The 531-nt window shown below is 56.1% G+C and carries 1 rRNA gene; it reads right to left on the bottom strand.

The window, feature by feature from the left end:
* A 23S ribosomal RNA gene (locus AC6I6L_RS20685) occupies positions 1 to 531 on the bottom strand; the annotation flags it as partial.

The following is a 531-nucleotide window of genomic DNA, read 5'->3' as shown; positions in this document are numbered from 1 at the left end:
TCGGTTGATCCCGACAGACCTTGGCTTTCGCCGCCACGAGTACCTGTGTCGGATCTCGGTACGGACAGTGTGCTCGTCTTTTCACGGGCTCTGGGTTGACCTCTCTTGCGCTCTCCTGCTATTCGTCCGCTTCGTACCATTACGGTTTCCACGGAGTTCGACAGTTCGACCGGGCGAAAGCCCGGCAGAGGCGGCCCCAAAGCGTCGACTTTTGTTGCACACCGGCATAGGAATATTAACCTATTTCCCTTTTGTCATACTCGAGTTGCGGTATGACTTAGGACCGGCTAACCCTCAGCTGATCAGCATTGCTGAGGAACCCTTACTCGTTCGGCCGTCGGGGTTCTCACCCGACTAACGCTGCTACTATGACCAGAATTTTCGTTACTGAACGGTCCACACGATCTCTCGACCGTGCTTCCGCCCGAACAGAACGCCAACCTACAGGATCGTGCTGTGACACACGCCGCTAGGTCTCGGTGGTGGATTTGAGCCCCGATCATTTTCAGCGCCGCAAACCTCGGCCGGTAA

The sequence above is a fragment of the Halosolutus sp. DAT137 genome, from assembly GCF_059736405.1.
The sequence above is the reverse complement of the archived record's forward strand: the minus strand, read 5'-3'. Positions and strand labels throughout refer to the sequence as shown.